This is a genomic window from Pseudomonas sp. RIT409, assembly GCF_003052515.2.
Classification (GTDB): Bacteria; Pseudomonadota; Gammaproteobacteria; order Pseudomonadales; family Pseudomonadaceae; genus Aquipseudomonas.
Genome location: NZ_QARE02000017.1, coordinates 50,311 through 63,181, shown reverse-complemented (window position 1 = coordinate 63,181; position 12,871 = coordinate 50,311). Strand labels below are relative to the sequence as shown.

Genomic DNA, 12,871 nt, shown 5'->3' with positions numbered 1-12,871 from the left:
GGCTTCTTCAACAACACATGTGAGGTCCGATTATGCACACCACGACCACTCAGAGCAATAGCCCGCCTGATTCCTCAGTTTTCCCGATAAAGCAAAACATGACGCGTCAGGTCATGTCGTCCCGGCTGATTGCCGAGCTCACTGGCAAACAGCATTTCCATGTGAAGCGCGACATCGAAAAGCTGCTAGCCGACCTCAACGAAGATACATCCAAATTTGGATGCATCTATCTGGACGGCAAGAACCGCAAACAGACCGAGTACCTGCTTGATCGCGAGCATACCGATTGCCTACTGACCGGCTACAGCGCCCCGCTGCGCATGGCTGTTGTTCGCCGCTGGCGCGAGCTGGAAGAGCAGGCCGCGCCGCGCATCCCCGCCAACTTCGCCGAGGCCCTGCAGCTTGCCGCTGATCAAGTTCGCGAGAATGGCCGTCTGCTCGGACTGATTGAGTTGCAGGCGCCAAAGGTCGCCGCGATCAAGCGATTGGCAGCCGCCGAGGGCGCGATCTGCATCAGTGATGCCGCCAAACAACTGGGCATGGCCCCATACAAGCTTTTCGACTGGATGCAGCAGAACCGGTGGATCTTCCGGCGCGGCGGTTCAAAGCGCTGGATCGCCATGCAGCCCCGCATCCAGTCCGGTTACCTCAAGCACAAAGTCACAGCGCTGACCCCTGACACCGAAACCGGCGCGGATCGCGCTGCATTTCAGCCCCTCGTTACTCCGAAAGGTCTGACGCGTCTGGCTGAGATATTCCAGGAGGGCAAGTAATGGCCCGTATTCGTTCGATCAAGCCGGAATTCTGGACCAGTGAGCAAGTCATGGAGTGCAGCCCGATTGCACGCCTTCTGTTCATTGGCATATGGAATTTCTGCGATGACGCTGGCAATCATCCGCTGTCCCCGAAAACCTTGAAGGCTTTGGTCTTCCCAGGTGATGACATAACTTCTACTCAGGTTTCCGACCTGATCGCCGACCTGGAGTCGAAAGGTCTGATATCGATCTACTCCCATTCGGCGAAGCTCTATCTTCACGTCAACGGCTGGCATCACCAGAAGATCGACAAGCCTACGATCAAACACCCTGCATATGTGGCATCAGTAGGCGACACCTCGTCGAGTACTCCACGACAACTCGACGACGATTCGTCGAGCGCTATCGGAGGCATCCCCCCCGGAGTGGAAGGGGAGGGGAATGGAAGTTATACACACTCTCCGCACGTGCCTTTCGCGATGTCGCTGGACTGGGTTCCAGACTCTGCACTGCTTGGCGCGTACGCCATGCGAGCTGGGTTGAGCGCCGCAATCTTCACCCAAGAGGCGATATCCGGCTTTGTGCTTCACCACGAAGCCAAAGGTCTTGCTCAGACCGAGAAGCAGTGGGTTGCCTCGCTGGTTGGCTGGGTAAAGCGTGACGTTGCAAAAGCGGCCAGAGTCGTGCCATTCCCGCCGCGCCAGTCCCTTCAGGATTTCGATGACGACGCAACAGATTGGAATGACCAAGGGGTTGGCCAATGAAAAGCGTGACGGCCGTTACGACTGGCCTTTGGGCCAAAGTTCAGTCAGGCCAATACATCGGGAAGGATGAGGCCTTGCCTGCCGATGTCCAGGCAGAGATCAATCGGGAAACTGCCGTGGTAATCAACGGCGTGTTCCGCCAACTGCGAGCGATCTTCCCGGCATGGAAACAGGCTTGGCCTGACATGGCTGCCTACAAATCAGCCAAACAAGAATGGCTTCAGGCGTTTCTGGAGGCGGGCCTTCGCAGCCTTGACCAACTGAAGTTCGGTTTGATGGGGGCTCGCCAGTCGGGCCGCGACTTCATACCTGCACCTGGCGTTTTCATAGCCTGGTGCACTCCGACCGCTGAGATGCTCGGACTCCCGACACTTGAGGCTGCCCACCGCGAAGCATGCCGCAACGCCCATCCGTGCATGGCCGGGCAGGGAAAGTGGAGCCACGACGCCGTTTGGCATACGGCCAAAGAGTGCGGGTTTGAAAACCTGAACAAGCTTGAAACCGCTCTCGGCCTGAGGCTGTTCGAGCGCAATTACGCCATCACCGTGCGCCGTCTCATCGAAGGCTTGCCGCTCCAGAAGATGCCACTGGCCCTGCCTGCCGAGGTCGCTGCTCGCCGTACACCGGACGTCGGCAACAACGCATTGGCAAAGATTCGGGCAATGCGTGCCGCAAGTTCCTCCGCTCAACTAACTGCGAAGGTGAGCTAATGGCATTTACGGAATCCCGCATTCAGCAGCTTTTGGCAGGTCAGTCCTCGACTGCCCAAAAGATCTATCAGCACGTCCCCATCCAGGAGCCGTGGAGCGCCCATGACATCCACTGCGCCGCCCTCAAGGCCAACGCTACGTCAGTTTCTGCTCACGCGGTGCGCCGTGCGCTTGCCGAGCTAAAAGACGCCGGAATTATCCGCGAGCCCCAGGGCAGCAAATATCAGCGCGACGCAACCACAGTAAAACTCAGGATCGAAACGCCCATGCAGAAGCCAGGAATCGAAGTCGTCACGCCGATCAAGAAGCCTGAGGTCAACGCGCTTGACGCTCTAGCAGGCCTGTCCGCCGAGGTCGTGGCTCTGGCCGATGAGTTCAGCGGCCGCATGAAGGCGATGGCGACCCGCATCGAAGAAGTCGCGCTATCGGTGGAGGCTGAGCGCGAAGGCAGCGCCCAGGCCACGGCCAAGCTCAAGCAACTGCAGAGCTTGCTCAAAGAAATTGGCGGTGCAGCCTAATGGGCGGACTCGTTGAGGTGCCGGTATGCGAGCTCACAGGCGCAGCGCTTGATTGGGCAGTGGCCGCAGTGGAAGGCGTCAGTGTCGCCCTGTGTCCGCCGGCCTACGGCAACGGCTGGCGCGTGCGTTATGAGTTGATTCACTGCCAGGCCAAGTATTCGCCCAGTACTGAATGGCACCACGTTGGCCCGGTGATCGAGCAGAACCGCGTTGCCTTACGGCCGGACTCGGGCGCCTGGGCTGCTGGCGTTGAAACATCGGGCGCCCCTATCGAATGGCGCCACGCCAGTGATCCTCTCGTTGCCATCTGCCGGACGGTGGTCGCCCACAAGCACGGCCCATTCATCCACATCCCCCAGGAGCTGATCTGATGCTCACGATCGCCGCCGCAGCGCTGCATTACGGGTTCCTCTTGCTGGAGTCAGCTTATTTCCACCCGGTGTTGCCAGTCGATTATCAGTTCGGGGGTGTTCTTTGAATTCTCTCTTCCCGAAGAGCTGCTCAGTGCCTCGGGTGGATCGTGAAGGACTTGAGCAGGCGGCACTGATGCGTGAGATCGAGCTTCGTCTGCCTGCGGTAGCGGAACTGATCTACCACGTCCCCAACGGTGGGCATCGACATAAGGCCACCGCGGCGAAGTTGAAGGGCCAGGGCGTGAAGGCGGGCATACCTGACCTGGTGCTGCCAATGGCCCGCGGTGGGTATTTCGGCTTGTACATCGAGTTCAAGGCCACTCCGCCAAACGACGCTGCTGTCTCCAGTAGCCAGCAAGCCTGCATCCGCCGCCTGAACGAGCAGGGCTATCTCGCCATCGTGTGCCGGGGGCACTTCGACGCCATGGAGCAGATCCGGGCGTATCTCCGACTGCCGAAAACTGTGGTGGTCGCATGAGCAAGACCCGCGCTGTGAAATTGTCCGACGCCGAGATCCGCCGCCAAGCCGCCGACCTCGCCGTGCATGACCTGCGCGACCCACGTCACCCGGGACTGTACCTGCGTTTCGGCCAGGATCGTCAGCGCGGGTCGTGGTACCTGGTCAAGGGCAAAGCTTGGAATCGCATCGCTCGGTGGCCAGAACTGGGCGCTGCTGCTGTGGTGGCCGAGTTGCCTGCGCTGCGTCAACGACTGTTGAATGACCCTGACGCCGCTGTCGCCGTCGGCGGCCTTGCTACCTGCGGCCAGTTGCTTGACTGGTACGGCGACCGCATGAGCCGTGATCGTTCGCTGTCCGCCAAGCGTAAGACCGGCTCGTTGTCGGCCATCAAGTGTCACCTGAAGCCGCGTCTGGACTCGACGCCGATTCGCAGCCTGAATGCAGCCGCTCTGGACAAGGAATTGATGTGGCCAGCGCAGCAGGAGCTTTCCCTGTCCTACGTCCGGCAGTTGTTCGGCCTGCTGGTAGTTGCGTTCCGCCAGGCGCAAAAGCTGGGCTTGATCGACAGCAATCCCATGGCGGGGATCAAGTTCGTCGACTTCACCAAGGCGCGGATTGTACCGAAGGCGGCACGCCTGCGCGGCGTGCACTTGATCGATGTGGTGCCCATGCTGGCCGACCACTTCGAACAGCAGCCGGGCGAGGCCATGCTGGCGCTGATGATGCTGTGCCATGGGACGCGTGTCGGTGAGACCCGGCAGGCGCGCTGGGCAGACATATCGATCACCGATGCCGAATGGTTCATCCCTGCCGAGAACACCAAGACCCGCACCGAGCATCGCTTGCCCCTGACCGCACAGGCCAAGGCCATGCTGAGCCGTTACCGCGCAGTGCAGATCGCCCAGGGCTATGAAGGCATCTACCTGTTCCCTTCACGGCGTGGCCGGGCACTGAGCGAAGGGCAGGCGAGCGCGGTGTTCAACCGGATCGGGCAGGGTGAGTGGACAAGCCACGACCTGCGCAAGGTGGCACGCACGGCGTGGACTGATCTGGGCATCGACGGCCACATCGGCGAAATGCTGCTGAACCATTCGCTGGGCAAGATCGCCAGCACCTACATCAACACCCAGGCCCGCGAGCAGCGTCTGGCCGCCTTGGTGAAGTGGCACAACTGGTTAGATGAGCGTGGCTTCAAGGCTGTTCACAACCTGACAGACGCCCAATATGAAGATTCGCAAAACCCTGCGCAAACCATGAACGGCGGGGCCTGCGAGGCATATTCAAACATTGTGAATGGCGAGGTTTTGAAATGATGAAAAAGAGCCATGGACCCGCCTTTCGACGTGAACTCAAACCGCTAATGGAGTGCGGTACTTGCCGCGGGACAGGCGTCGTCAGCGGAGTTTTCCATCAGTTGGATTGCACCGCGTGCTACGCCTCCGGCTGGGTTTGCCAGGTTACCGGCGACGCGCTGCCGCTCGAGGAGCTGGTAACGCAACTGAACATGAAGCTGCGCAACATGGCCGCCGAGTTGAACCGGGCGCGGCACGGGCAGGGTGGGGCACAGGATCAGTACGAACAGAACAACCGCCGGGGCGCCGGTAGCACGAATTACACGGGGGACTGACCATGATCTATACCAGCGTTTCGAGCGCAGTCGTTTCGGCGATGGCTGCCGAGGCAAAATCACGAACGGCAGGGCAGGCCTGGCAAAAACTTTATAACCCCCATGAGCCCGGCGACTTGGCAAGTCTGGCGCGTGGTAGCGCGGGATCTCTAGATCGCGGGCTTGTCGATGATTGGATCGCAGCCCGCCTTCATCACCTGCTACTTCCCCGGCACTGGAACGCATTGGCGGCGAAATATTCCACCCACAAGCAACGGAAAGTTGAGGCTATTGCCCATCTAAAAGCGGTCGTAGCCAGCAGTGCGCCCCCTTTGTTCTTGTTTAAGGCGGTGACGGCCTGGGCTATCCCGAAGCTGCCGGGTGCGCGGCTCAAGCAAAAGTCGGTGACTGTCGAGTTGCCAATCGATGCGTCTGAGTGGCGCCGGGATGCGGCAGTTAAGGCTGCAATCGCTGCGGGCCTCGCCGAGCAGAAGAAAGCGAACTCGCGGTCTGCCGACATGATAGTGCTGCCTGACAGCTTCTATGACATGAATACATGGGATGTAAACGGTGCCCCCGAATCCACACGTCGGCGCTGGAGGCAAAACATATTCACCACGCTTGATGAGATGAAGGACGAGGCACTCGCTCATGCAGAGAGTATCCTTAGGGCCGAGGGAGTACTTCTTGACGAAGTTGCGTAACAGCCAGTTGACATCAGTGAGCGGTTGAGCGAAATTATTCCCATCCTGTCATTCCTGCGTGTGTAGGATTGCTCCGCCAGCCTCGCCAGAGAAATCTGCCGGGGCTTTGTCATCTCAGACCAATGGAAACTGATATGACAAGAGCACAGAGGCGATACGACAGCCGCCGCATCAAGGCAAAATTTCGCGAGTTTCAAAAAACTAAGTCATGGGATGCATCCCCCCGTGATGTAGGCGTATTCGCAAATCACGGAAAGGTTTGTTCTTGCTGGATGTGTGGCAATCCCCGCAAATTCTGGGGTGACCTGACAATGCAAGAGAAGCGTGCACGATCACCCGAGGAAATTGACGACTGAACCTCAGTTGATATCCCCGTCGAATTCTAGTTCGGCGCCAAGCGTGCGCATCTGTTCGTAGATTGCATCAAGCTGTTCCTCCGGCAATGTCAGCCTCGCCGCGATAAAAAACAGCATTTGCGCGCTCAGTTCGCGAGGGCTCGCCCCGCCAGTGTACTTGCGCCACTGACGACCATCGGACAGCCCTGCAATCGCCGCCATCTCATTGCCGGTTTTACCCAGCTCGCCCTTCAGCGTTTCTAGATCGGAAGTTGAGGGCGGCGTGTAGTGCTTGATGATTTTCATGTTGGCCTTAAGAGAAACCCCGCTTTCGCGGGGCTCAGGTATCAGGAAAAGTATTTGGTCAGTGCCAGCGTGGCTGCTGCCACCGCGCCCACAAGGCCGGATGCAATGGCCACTGGATACCAGAACATTTCCCGGCTCAACTTGCCCGACTCGGCGCGCAGTTTCGTGGTTTCCGCGTTCAGCTTGCTGGTCTCTGCCATCAGCTTCGCGATCTCGGAGTGAATCTTTTCGAGTTCGGCGGTGGTCATTGCGTTGCTCATGTGCTTCCCCTTGGGGTTGTCGGGCCGGGCGATATGCGCTTCCCATGCGTTGTATATTAGGCCCATTGGGCCTAACGGTCAAGTTAATTTAATTATTATTATGGGACGCCACAGTTAGTGTGGGCCTTCGGGCAAGGCCTGAACATCGATAGCCGGACAGTGCGACGAGCGAAACAACTCCGGCAGCCTAAGCGCCTTGACCCTCTGTTGCTCCGGGGTGGCTTGGGCGGGCAGCGTGGGAAGACATGCAATCTCCCTCGGACCTTAGCAACTGATGGGCTGCTGCACGCTGGACCGGCTCAAAGCTTGGATCTCGAGTAGTGATATCTCCAGCGGCTATGTGCGGGGAGTATTTTCCCGCTGGTCTTCGACGTGCAGCCGAGTAACGAGTGCTGCCGCATCTTCTTCGGAGTCCTCATAAAATACTTGGCCATCTGCCGCCGTCACCTGAAATACAGGATCTATCTGCTGTGCGCGAAAGTATTCCGGACGGTCATCCTTTTCGAGTTTCTTCAGCGTTACAGCCATGTGCGCCATCTCCAATGGGAATTCAGATACGACCTAGGGTGATCAAAAGAGCCCGGCCTCACGCTCTGGACCATTCAACGTTTGTCACACCCAACCTTTCTGCTTTGGGTCGGGTCAGCTTGGGTGTGGGATCTGATCGATATTTAGGCAGTTGGCCGAACCCTGCGTCGACAGTCGCCCAGTGCCATGCTTCGGCGTTGTCCATCTTTGCCGCTCGAATATAGAAAGTCTTGTAAACGCCATCGAGCAGATAGTCGATTCGGTAATGTTGTTCCTGTGCCATTTGGGAGACTCCTTGGCTTCGTGGATACCAGAGCAAGGGAGTGAGCAGAGGTATAGAAATTCAATCGAATCGAGTAACGGACTTATCTATTTGACTGGGCGAACGTTTGACAAGTTGTCCATACGAGCCTCGGCTACACGCCGGGGCTTCTTCTTTTTGCGATCCCGAAAGGGTGGTCTGTCGGATGTCGACGAACATGCCAGAAAAAACTCCTGACTTCTGGGCGCACGTCTGGCTGATCCTCTCCACGCCGCTTTGGCAGGGGGCAATCATGGCTGCAACCATCTCGATGCTTCGCGTGCTCTACGAGGGCAAGGAGGCGAACAAGTGGCGTGTGCTGCTTGAGGCGTTGATGTGTGGCGGCCTGAGTCTATCGGCCAGCAGCGTCATTGAGTGGATGGCCTGGCCGTCCAGCCTTTCGGTCGGCGCCGGTGGCGCGATCGGCTTCATTGGCGTTACAGCGATTAGAGAGTTGATCATTAAGTTCTTGGGTCGCAAGGCGGAGACGCCATGAAAGCAATCGCCGCTGCATTCATCATTACGCTGGTCGCCGTCTTGCTTGTCGGCCTGCAGCAGTTTCGAGTGATCGCTTTACGGGGTGAGGTGGCTGTCGAAACCCAGGCGAGACAGCAGGCCGTCGCAGCCAACCTTGAAAGCCAGTCCACCATCACCACACTGCGTGCGGAGATCGACCGCAACAAGGCATACCAAGCGGACCTCAATAGTCGGCTCAAGGCCAGCGAACAAAAAGCCCTGAAAGCGAGGAAAGACTTTGAAGACCTCAAGCGTAAGAGCCCGGCCGTTCGCAAGTGGGCTGATCAGCCTCTGCCTGACGGCCTGCGCGGCAAGCCCGCCGCCGGTAAGGACGACCACGGTGAGGCTCGAACCCCCTCAACTGGTTCCATGTGAGCGGATCAACGAGAAGGATGAGGACCTCGTACTAAACGGCGATCTTTGGGCTTTGAAGGATCGGGCGGTAAACCTGTTAGACACCTGCGCCGATCAGGTCGATGCCCAGATTCAGCGCAGTAAATCGAAGTGACAGTAAGCTAGGCTCATTTCACCAGTCGTAATTGAGGCTTGCCCATCGCTGTGATTGGTCTCGCCGTGCGGGGATAATTTTTTAGCTGTGCTTTTAGCTTACTGTTGGCGTCAAGCAGGATAGATACTGCGCTAATGAACCTGGGGTCAGTTACTGGGCCCTCCGTGATCGAGTTCAAAGCTGTCATTTGAGCCTCGAGAACAGTGTGAAGTCTTGATAGTTCAGTAAGGGCATCCACTCCGGATTCCTCGAATATGATGTGGGGGATAATGCCAGCCGCGCTCGCTGTATCCGCGGCAGCAACATACGAAGGCCATTAGCTGGCTGTGAGGCGCAAAATCAGTGCCTCCATGATTTCAACAGACCAAGGCTTGGAAACGTATGTGATACCTGATTCCAGCCTGTAAGCCGCGCCCCTCACGCCAGACGTAACGACGATAGGAAGTCCAGGGATTACCGACATTGCTTCGACTGCCAACTTCCCCCCGTTTGCCGTTCCCGGCATATGGAAGTCAGTCCACAGCAATCGGATCTCACTGCCCCCTTCACGCATAAATTCCAATGCTTCGTCCGCATTGCTGAAAATCAATGGCCTGAAGCCAAGCTCTGTGACCAGTTCGACCATGGCGTCTAACTGTAGAGGGTCATCTTCGACCAGCATCGCTGAACCGGAGCTAGCCGGCCGAGCTGGTAGATCGTCGTGAATCATCGCTTAGATTTCCATCAAAAGCGCGGCGCTGTCCTCACGGCCGCGCTGGCTTACGCCCGTTGATATGGTCTGTCAGTGGGTGGCGACTATGCCAAACATCGGGCTCAAGTGCAGCACCAAGTCAACTCAATCGACGAGATGCGCCTGATTCTTGCCGCACACACCGGAGCAACCTTATATGGCCAGAGCACCGAAAAACGTACACCAACCAACGGCACCCGCGCCCGAAGCGGCACAGGCCGTAAACGTGAATGCTGAGGTCGGACACCTAGAACGGGCGATCAACGCGGCCATCATCAACGCCAAGACTGGTGGTTTGCCCAATGGCTACATCGTCGCCGTGCTTCACGCTCTGGCGTTGAAGGAAACGCAGCGGTTGCTCGGGCAGGAATGAGATGAGCTGCAGTGGATGCGCCGCCCGGCGCGATTGGATCAAGAAGTGGTCGAGGATTGGTTATGAACGAGCGCGTGATCTCGTTGTTGGAAAGGACCGTGGCAGCACAGGAGGCTCAAGCCCAGGCGATGGCCCAGATAGCCGCACGACTCGACTTACTGATTCAAGCGATGGCGGAGGAACCGGAAGATCCTGACGCTCAGCCATTGCGTTACATGGATGGCACGCCATGCCGTTGAGGCCACAGAAGCCATGCAACGCCCAAGGCTGCAAGGCACTGACCCGGAACCCTCGGTACTGTGATGCCCACCTCCACCTGCTCAAGAGCCATGTCCGTGAGAAGCCCCGCGAGACAAGCGCTGCGCGTGGCTACGGCTACAAGTGGCAGCAGGCTAGGGCAGGGTGGCTGGCCAAGCATCCGCTGTGTGTTCGCTGCGAGAGTCGGGGCAGGGTGACTGCGGCGAGCGACGTAGACCACATCACACCGCACAAGGGTGACATGGAGCTGTTCTGGGACCGCACCAACTGGCAGAGCCTCTGCGGGCCGTGCCATTCGGCGAAGACGGCTGCCGAGGATGGCGGATTCGGTAACGCGAGGCGCTGAATCCCAAAAAAGTCTCGAAAAATCAGAAAAAAAAGCTTGAAATGAGACGAATTCTCGTTTCTGGGGTGGGGGAGGGTCAAAAGTCTAGTGCCTTCCGCTTCTAGACCGCGCCCTCAATCGTTTTTTCACACCCGCGAAATTAAAAGTTTAGGAGTTGCGCGATGGGAGGCACCGCCACGGTCGCCGGCCGTGGTCGCAAACCCAAGCCGACGGCGAAGAAAGCACTGGCCGGAAACCCTGGCAAGCGTGCGTTGAACACGTCTGAGCCAAACTTTTCGACGGTGCAAAATGTCGATCCGCCCGGGTGGCTGAGCGAGCGCGCTGCCACGATGTGGAAAATGATCGTGCCAGAGCTGTTGCGGGAGAAGGTCGTTGCCCTGACCGATCTGCATAACGTTGAAGCCTTCTGCGTAGCTTATGACAACTGGCGGATGGCGCAGGAGTCGGTGGAGAAGCATGGCATTGTGGTCGCCGGCGCCACCGGCGGACCGGTGAAAAACCCCGCACTCACCGCGGCGAACGAGACGATGCGGCAGATGGTGACCTTCGGCTCAATGCTCGGCCTGGATCCTGCCAGTCGGACGCGTTTGATAGGCGGGAACAAGGAAAAAGAAACCAACGAATTTGCCAAACTTTTGAGTTCATAGATGCCCAAGGCCCTGCACCCCAACGTCGACAAGGCGATGGCGTGGGGTCGGTCTGTGCTCCGAGGAAAGGTCCCGGCCTGCCGCTTTATCCACTTGGCTATCCAACGCCACTTTGACGACTTGGCAGCCAGCCGCAAACGCGGGTATCGGTTTAAGTTCGACCCGGCCAAGGCAGAGAAAAAGCTCAAGCTGATTCAGCTCCTTCCGCACACCAAGGGCGAGTGGGCGTTCAAACGCCAACTCATCACGCTTGAGCCGTGGCAACTGTTCGGCATGGCGGTCACGTTCGGCTGGGTTCGGAAGAAGGGCGGCCACCGCCGTTTCCGCGAAAGCTACTGGGAAGTGCCGCGCAAGAACGGAAAATCGGTCATCGCGGCCGGTGTCGGCATCAGCATGTTCGTTGCGGACGGGGAGTACGGCGCCGAGGTCTATTCCGGTGCGACGACTGAGAAGCAGGCGTGGGAGGTTTTCAGGCCCGCAAAGCTGATGGTCAGCAAGTCTCCGATGCTGGTCAAGGCGGCAGGAATTGAGGTCAACGCCTCGAACATGAACATTCCGTCCGACTTTAGCCGCTTCGAGCCGCTGATCGGCGACCCCGGCGATGGTGCCTCGCCCAGTTGCGCGATCGTGGACGAATACCACGAACACCGGACTTCTGCTCAATACGACACCATGCTTACCGGCATGGGCGCCCGTCGCCAGCCGCTGATGTTCATCATCACCACCGCCGGCGCCGATATCGAAGGCCCTTGCTACGACAAGCGACGCCAGGTCATCGAAATGCTCGAGGGCACCGTCCCCGACGAAGAGCTTTTCGGTTTCATCTGGACCTTGGATGAAGGCGACGACTGGACCGACCCGAAGATGTTGGCCAAGGCCAACCCGAACCATGGGGTGTCGGTGTTCCAAGAGTACTTGGAGAGTCAGCAGGCCCGGGCAATTCGGTCCGCCCGATTCACCAACACGTTCAAAACGAAGCACCTAAACCTGTGGGTTAGCGCGAAGTCCGGCTTCTTCAACATGGAGGACTGGAAATCTTGCGAAGACAAGACGCTGACGCTCGAGCAGTTCGAAGGGCAAGAGTGGATCGCGTCATTCGACTTGGCCCGCAAGTTGGACATGAACTCAAGGGCGCGTCTGTTCTGGCGGGTAATTGACGGAAAAATCCATTACTACAGCGTCGGGCCGAAATTCTGGGTTCCGTACGACACCGTTTACAACAGCGACAACAAGCGTATGTCGGAGCGGTACCAGGCATGGATCAACTCCGGCCACTTGGAAGTGACCGACGGCGCCGAGATCGACTACCGCGAGATCCTTGAGGACACCAAGGAGGCAAATCACCAAGCTCCACTTCGCGAATCACCAATCGACCCACATGGCGCGACAGGATTGAGCCACGACCTTGATGATGAAGGATTCAACCCGATCACGATCACCCAGAACTACACCAACATGTCGGATCCCACGAAGGAGCTCGAGGCGGCCATCACTGCCGGTCGCTTCCATCATGACGGCAATCCGATCATGACCTGGTGTATCGGCAACGTCATCGGCAAGAACCTCCCAGGCAATGACGATGTGGTCCGTCCGATCAAGCAAGGCGATGACAACAAGATCGACGGAGCCGTTGCGGTGATCATGGCCATCGGCAGTGTGTTGCGGATTGTCGCTCAGGGCAGCGGTGGCGCTGAACAACTTATGGCTTCTATCCGAGACCCTATCTACCAATGAACACGCCAACCATCCTTTATCTGACCGCAGCTCTGTGTGGCTTTGGCCTGGTCACCTCGGGCGTCTACAACCTGGCCGGAACCGGTTGGGCTCTTATTA

General features: G+C 58.2%; 22 protein-coding genes. 17 read left to right on the top strand and 5 right to left on the bottom strand.

Features of this window, described 5'->3' with window-relative positions; all coding sequences use genetic code 11:
* The first annotated feature begins 113 nt into the window (after positions 1-113).
* The 9 genes from DBP26_RS19870 (at position 114) to DBP26_RS19830 (ending at position 5,930) form a co-directional block, all read left to right on the top strand.
* Positions 114-773: a phage regulatory protein/antirepressor Ant gene (locus DBP26_RS19870; RefSeq protein ID WP_108239301.1), complete on the top strand. Its 660-nt coding sequence runs from the start codon at positions 114-116 to the stop codon at positions 771-773.
* Positions 773-1,519, top strand: a complete 747-nt coding sequence (locus DBP26_RS19865; protein ID WP_108239231.1) for a DnaT-like ssDNA-binding domain-containing protein — start codon at positions 773-775, stop codon at positions 1,517-1,519. The genes DBP26_RS19870 and DBP26_RS19865 overlap by 1 nt, the downstream gene beginning before the upstream one ends.
* On the top strand, positions 1,516-2,229 hold the full coding sequence (locus DBP26_RS19860) for a replication protein P (RefSeq protein ID WP_108239230.1): 714 nt from the start codon (positions 1,516-1,518) through the stop codon (positions 2,227-2,229). Before DBP26_RS19865 ends, DBP26_RS19860 begins: the two co-directional genes overlap by 4 nt.
* Complete coding sequence (locus tag DBP26_RS19855; protein WP_108239229.1) at positions 2,229-2,747, top strand: hypothetical protein; 519 nt, start codon at positions 2,229-2,231, stop codon at positions 2,745-2,747. Before DBP26_RS19860 ends, DBP26_RS19855 begins: the two co-directional genes overlap by 1 nt.
* The gene (locus DBP26_RS19850; protein ID WP_108239228.1) at positions 2,747-3,118 is read left to right on the top strand and encodes a phage protein NinX family protein; all 372 of its coding nucleotides are present in this window, start codon (positions 2,747-2,749) and stop codon (positions 3,116-3,118) included. Before DBP26_RS19855 ends, DBP26_RS19850 begins: the two co-directional genes overlap by 1 nt.
* Positions 3,119-3,221: 103 nt before the next feature.
* Positions 3,222-3,638 (top strand): VRR-NUC domain-containing protein, encoded by a 417-nt coding sequence (locus DBP26_RS19845; protein ID WP_256601950.1) that lies wholly within the window; start codon positions 3,222-3,224, stop codon positions 3,636-3,638.
* Positions 3,635-4,933, top strand: a complete 1,299-nt coding sequence (locus DBP26_RS19840; RefSeq protein WP_108239226.1) for a site-specific integrase — start codon at positions 3,635-3,637, stop codon at positions 4,931-4,933. Before DBP26_RS19845 ends, DBP26_RS19840 begins: the two co-directional genes overlap by 4 nt.
* Entirely contained in the window at positions 4,930-5,247 is a 318-nt protein-coding gene (locus DBP26_RS19835) for a hypothetical protein (protein WP_256601952.1), read from the top strand. The genes DBP26_RS19840 and DBP26_RS19835 overlap by 4 nt, the downstream gene beginning before the upstream one ends.
* A gap of 2 nt (positions 5,248-5,249) precedes the next feature.
* On the top strand, positions 5,250-5,930 hold the full coding sequence (locus tag DBP26_RS19830; protein ID WP_108239225.1) for a hypothetical protein: 681 nt from the start codon (positions 5,250-5,252) through the stop codon (positions 5,928-5,930).
* Positions 5,931-6,289: 359 nt separating this feature from the next.
* On the opposite strand, the gene DBP26_RS19825 is transcribed toward DBP26_RS19830, so the two are convergent.
* The 4 genes from DBP26_RS19825 to DBP26_RS19810 all read right to left on the bottom strand — a co-directional run bounded on the left by DBP26_RS19825 (position 6,290) and on the right by DBP26_RS19810 (position 7,642).
* Entirely contained in the window at positions 6,290-6,571 is a 282-nt protein-coding gene (locus DBP26_RS19825; RefSeq protein ID WP_108239224.1) for a transcriptional regulator, read from the bottom strand.
* Positions 6,572-6,612: 41 nt separating this feature from the next.
* Positions 6,613-6,819 carry a hypothetical protein gene (locus tag DBP26_RS19820; protein WP_108239223.1) on the bottom strand — a complete coding sequence of 69 codons (207 nt, stop codon included), beginning with the start codon at positions 6,817-6,819 and terminating at the stop codon, positions 6,613-6,615.
* 348 nt (positions 6,820-7,167) lie between these two features.
* Positions 7,168-7,359, bottom strand: a complete 192-nt coding sequence (locus DBP26_RS19815) for a hypothetical protein (RefSeq protein WP_108239222.1) — start codon at positions 7,357-7,359, stop codon at positions 7,168-7,170.
* A 58-nt stretch (positions 7,360-7,417) separates the two neighbouring features.
* Positions 7,418-7,642, bottom strand: coding sequence for a DUF6555 family protein (locus DBP26_RS19810; RefSeq protein ID WP_108239221.1), 225 nt, complete (start codon positions 7,640-7,642; stop codon positions 7,418-7,420).
* 196 nt (positions 7,643-7,838) lie between these two features.
* On the opposite strand from DBP26_RS19810, the gene DBP26_RS19805 reads away from it, so the two are divergent.
* The 3 genes from DBP26_RS19805 to DBP26_RS27130 are packed head-to-tail and all read left to right on the top strand — an operon-like array spanning position 7,839 to position 8,684.
* Positions 7,839-8,156, top strand: a complete 318-nt coding sequence (locus DBP26_RS19805; protein ID WP_108239299.1) for a phage holin, lambda family — start codon at positions 7,839-7,841, stop codon at positions 8,154-8,156.
* Complete coding sequence (locus DBP26_RS19800) at positions 8,153-8,551, top strand: hypothetical protein (protein WP_108239220.1); 399 nt, start codon at positions 8,153-8,155, stop codon at positions 8,549-8,551. Before DBP26_RS19805 ends, DBP26_RS19800 begins: the two co-directional genes overlap by 4 nt.
* Complete coding sequence (locus tag DBP26_RS27130) at positions 8,457-8,684, top strand: hypothetical protein (RefSeq protein ID WP_256604729.1); 228 nt, start codon at positions 8,457-8,459, stop codon at positions 8,682-8,684. The genes DBP26_RS19800 and DBP26_RS27130 overlap by 95 nt, the downstream gene beginning before the upstream one ends.
* Before the next feature lie 316 nt (positions 8,685-9,000).
* Here the strand turns inward: DBP26_RS27130 and DBP26_RS19795 are convergent, their stop codons facing one another.
* Positions 9,001-9,393 (bottom strand): response regulator, encoded by a 393-nt coding sequence (locus tag DBP26_RS19795; RefSeq protein WP_108239219.1) that lies wholly within the window; start codon positions 9,391-9,393, stop codon positions 9,001-9,003.
* A 178-nt stretch (positions 9,394-9,571) separates the two neighbouring features.
* On the opposite strand from DBP26_RS19795, the gene DBP26_RS19790 reads away from it, so the two are divergent.
* The 5 genes from DBP26_RS19790 (at position 9,572) to DBP26_RS19775 (ending at position 12,772) form a co-directional block, all read left to right on the top strand.
* Entirely contained in the window at positions 9,572-9,787 is a 216-nt protein-coding gene (locus DBP26_RS19790; protein WP_108239218.1) for a hypothetical protein, read from the top strand.
* Between the two features lie 62 nt (positions 9,788-9,849).
* Positions 9,850-10,026, top strand: coding sequence for a hypothetical protein (locus tag DBP26_RS27065; RefSeq protein ID WP_177411093.1), 177 nt, complete (start codon positions 9,850-9,852; stop codon positions 10,024-10,026).
* On the top strand, positions 10,017-10,391 hold the full coding sequence (locus tag DBP26_RS19785) for an HNH endonuclease signature motif containing protein (protein ID WP_108239217.1): 375 nt from the start codon (positions 10,017-10,019) through the stop codon (positions 10,389-10,391). The genes DBP26_RS27065 and DBP26_RS19785 overlap by 10 nt, the downstream gene beginning before the upstream one ends.
* A gap of 161 nt (positions 10,392-10,552) precedes the next feature.
* Complete coding sequence (locus DBP26_RS19780) at positions 10,553-11,038, top strand: phage terminase small subunit P27 family (protein WP_108239216.1); 486 nt, start codon at positions 10,553-10,555, stop codon at positions 11,036-11,038.
* Positions 11,039-12,772: a terminase large subunit gene (locus DBP26_RS19775; RefSeq protein ID WP_108239215.1), complete on the top strand. Its 1,734-nt coding sequence runs from the start codon at positions 11,039-11,041 to the stop codon at positions 12,770-12,772. It begins immediately after the preceding gene.
* Positions 12,773-12,871: the final 99 nt, after the last annotated feature.

Excerpts from the sequence above, each read along its gene's own strand:
- DBP26_RS27065 (WP_177411093.1), top strand. The coding sequence starts at position 9,850 with ATGAACGAGCGCGTGATCTCGTTGTTGGAAAGGACCGTGGCAGCACAG.
- DBP26_RS19790 (WP_108239218.1), top strand. The coding sequence starts at position 9,572 with ATGGCCAGAGCACCGAAAAACGTACACCAACCAACGGCACCCGCGCCC.
- DBP26_RS19800 (WP_108239220.1), top strand. The coding sequence starts at position 8,153 with ATGAAAGCAATCGCCGCTGCATTCATCATTACGCTGGTCGCCGTCTTG.
- DBP26_RS19775 (WP_108239215.1), top strand. The coding sequence starts at position 11,039 with ATGCCCAAGGCCCTGCACCCCAACGTCGACAAGGCGATGGCGTGGGGT.
- DBP26_RS19795 (WP_108239219.1), bottom strand. The coding sequence starts at position 9,393 with ATGATTCACGACGATCTACCAGCTCGGCCGGCTAGCTCCGGTTCAGCG.
- DBP26_RS19810 (WP_108239221.1), bottom strand. The coding sequence starts at position 7,642 with ATGGCACAGGAACAACATTACCGAATCGACTATCTGCTCGATGGCGTT.
- DBP26_RS19830 (WP_108239225.1), top strand. The coding sequence starts at position 5,250 with ATGATCTATACCAGCGTTTCGAGCGCAGTCGTTTCGGCGATGGCTGCC.
- DBP26_RS19825 (WP_108239224.1), bottom strand. The coding sequence starts at position 6,571 with ATGAAAATCATCAAGCACTACACGCCGCCCTCAACTTCCGATCTAGAA.
- DBP26_RS19835 (WP_256601952.1), top strand. The coding sequence starts at position 4,930 with ATGATGAAAAAGAGCCATGGACCCGCCTTTCGACGTGAACTCAAACCG.
- DBP26_RS19815 (WP_108239222.1), bottom strand. The coding sequence starts at position 7,359 with ATGGCTGTAACGCTGAAGAAACTCGAAAAGGATGACCGTCCGGAATAC.
- DBP26_RS19785 (WP_108239217.1), top strand. The coding sequence starts at position 10,017 with ATGCCGTTGAGGCCACAGAAGCCATGCAACGCCCAAGGCTGCAAGGCA.
- DBP26_RS19870 (WP_108239301.1), top strand. The coding sequence starts at position 114 with ATGTCGTCCCGGCTGATTGCCGAGCTCACTGGCAAACAGCATTTCCAT.
- DBP26_RS19820 (WP_108239223.1), bottom strand. The coding sequence starts at position 6,819 with ATGACCACCGCCGAACTCGAAAAGATTCACTCCGAGATCGCGAAGCTG.
- DBP26_RS19865 (WP_108239231.1), top strand. The coding sequence starts at position 773 with ATGGCCCGTATTCGTTCGATCAAGCCGGAATTCTGGACCAGTGAGCAA.
- DBP26_RS19840 (WP_108239226.1), top strand. The coding sequence starts at position 3,635 with ATGAGCAAGACCCGCGCTGTGAAATTGTCCGACGCCGAGATCCGCCGC.
- DBP26_RS19805 (WP_108239299.1), top strand. The coding sequence starts at position 7,839 with ATGCCAGAAAAAACTCCTGACTTCTGGGCGCACGTCTGGCTGATCCTC.
- DBP26_RS19860 (WP_108239230.1), top strand. The coding sequence starts at position 1,516 with ATGAAAAGCGTGACGGCCGTTACGACTGGCCTTTGGGCCAAAGTTCAG.
- DBP26_RS19855 (WP_108239229.1), top strand. The coding sequence starts at position 2,229 with ATGGCATTTACGGAATCCCGCATTCAGCAGCTTTTGGCAGGTCAGTCC.
- DBP26_RS19780 (WP_108239216.1), top strand. The coding sequence starts at position 10,553 with ATGGGAGGCACCGCCACGGTCGCCGGCCGTGGTCGCAAACCCAAGCCG.
- DBP26_RS19850 (WP_108239228.1), top strand. The coding sequence starts at position 2,747 with ATGGGCGGACTCGTTGAGGTGCCGGTATGCGAGCTCACAGGCGCAGCG.